This window comes from Defluviimonas salinarum (assembly GCF_026013545.1).
GTDB lineage: Bacteria > Pseudomonadota > Alphaproteobacteria > Rhodobacterales > Rhodobacteraceae > Albidovulum > Albidovulum salinarum.
Window position 1 is genome coordinate 1 of sequence record NZ_JAPDOG010000078.1, and the last position, 2,114, is coordinate 2,114.

The 2,114-nt window shown below is 63.0% G+C and carries 1 protein-coding gene and 1 pseudogene; both read right to left on the minus strand.

What is annotated here, in order from left to right; all coding sequences use genetic code 11:
• Positions 1-438: 438 nt before the first annotated feature.
• Positions 439-1,320 carry a succinate--CoA ligase subunit alpha gene (sucD, locus tag OM960_RS25280; protein WP_264773921.1) on the minus strand — a complete coding sequence of 294 codons (882 nt, stop codon included), beginning with the start codon at positions 1,318-1,320 and terminating at the stop codon, positions 439-441.
• A gap of 353 nt (positions 1,321-1,673) precedes the next feature.
• Positions 1,674-2,114: pseudogene (gene sucC / locus OM960_RS25285) on the minus strand (succinate--CoA ligase subunit beta); the annotation flags it as partial.

Here is a 2,114-nt window from a genome sequence, read left to right on the forward strand (position 1 = left end):
CGCCCCCACAGTGCTCTGGGCTACCGCCCGCCGGCCCCTGAATCCGTCATCCCGATGGACCAGAGGCCAGTCATGCACTAACAATCAAATCGGACCACTCAGGTGGGGCTGATCATGGTATTATTAGATAAATTTGGTTGCGGGGGCAGGATTTGGACACTTTTCGCAGGCTGAGCCAGTTCCAAACTCAGCGAGAATCGCAGGAATAGTGCGGAGTGCCTTCAATTCTCGGCCGGGCGAATTCGTTGCCTGTTCCAAAACAGCGTCACGGCCTCCAGATCCAGAGACGCCATCAATGCTACCAGGCATGTCATCACCGAATGCCCAACCATTGATGTCGGGCGTCACTGCCGTCGGTCCGCGAACCGCAAGGCCGCCTCATTCGAGCGCTTCAAGCCAGATCTCTCCTTGTCGGAGTTGACCGAATATGCCGTAGGCTCACCCGATGGCCTTGAGGACCGCCTCGCCCAGCGTTGCCGGGCTGTCGGCCACGACGATGCCGGCCGAGCGCATCGCCTCGATCTTCTCTTCCGCGCCGCCCTTGCCGCCGGCGACGATGGCGCCGGCATGGCCCATGCGCCGGCCCGGAGGCGCGGTGCGCCCCGCGATGAAGCCCGCGACCGGCTTCTTGCGGCCGCGCCTGGCCTCGTCCTTGAGGAACTGCGCCGCCTCTTCCTCGGCCGAGCCGCCGATCTCGCCGATCATGATGATCGACTGGGTCTCGTCATCGGCGAGGAACCATTCGAGCACGTCGAGATGCTCGGTGCCCTTGATCGGGTCGCCGCCGATGCCGACGCAGGTCGACTGCCCGAGGCCCACGTCGGTGGTCTGCTTCACCGCCTCGTAGGTCAGCGTGCCGGAGCGCGAGACGACGCCGACCGAGCCCTTCTTGTGGATATGGCCCGGCATGATGCCGATCTTGCATTCGTCGGGCGTGATGACGCCGGGGCAGTTCGGGCCGATCAGCGTGGAGCGGGAGCCCTGCAGCGCGCGCTTGACCTTCATCATGTCGAGGACCGGGATGCCCTCGGTGATGCAGACGATAAGCTCCATCTCGGCGTCGATCGCCTCGAGGATCGAATCCGCCGCGAAGGGGGGCGGCACGTAGATGACGGAGGCATTGGCCTCGGTCGCCTGCTTGGCCTCATGGACCGAGTTGAAGACCGGCAGGCCGATATGGCTCTGGCCGCCCTTGCCGGGGGTGACGCCGCCGACCATCTTCGTGCCGTAGGCGATCGCCTGTTCGGAGTGGAAGGTGCCCTGCGAGCCGGTCAGGCCCTGGCAGATGACTTTGGTGTTTTTGTCGACGAGTACGGACAATTTTTTGAACTCCGTCTTATCTGGTGTGTTTCATGCTTGGCCGCGCCGGAAAAAGTACGCCGCGACAGGAAGAGTTAGGACCGCGCATACCGCGCCTAAAGCGGACAGATCTTGCGCAACAGAGCTTCCGATAGCCCCCATCGGGTCACCTTCGCCGAAACAGGACGGAAAGTGACCTTCGGAGGTTTCGATCACCGGGCAACTCGCCATGTGTTGTAGAACTGGAATTGCGGCGGCTGTCGGAGCGATAACCCAGGCGATCCATACAAGCCCCCGGTGCATCTGAGCGGCGATAACCTGGAGCCCGAGGCTGACCGCCACGAGCGTCGCAAGGATTATGGCGCCGATCAACATTACCCCTTCACCGCCTTGACGATCTTCTCGGCACCGTCCTTGAGGTCGTCCGCCGCGATCACGTTGAGGCCGGAGGTCTGGATGATCTCCTTGCCCTTCTCGACGTTGGTGCCCTCGAGCCGCACGACCAGCGGTACCTTGAGGCCAACCTCCTTCACCGCCGCGATCACGCCCTCGGCGATGATGTCGCAGCGCATGATGCCGCCGAAGATGTTGACGAGGATGCCCTTCACGTTCGGGTCGGAGGTGATGATCTTGAAGGCCTCGGTCACCTTCTCCTTCGTGGCACCACCGCCGACGTCGAGGAAGTTCGCGGGCTCGGCACCGTAGAGCTTGATGATGTCCATCGTCGCCATCGCGAGGCCGGCGCCGTTCACCATGCAGCCGATCTCGCCGTCGAGCGCGATGTAGTTGAGGTCGAACTTCGAGGCCGCGAGCTC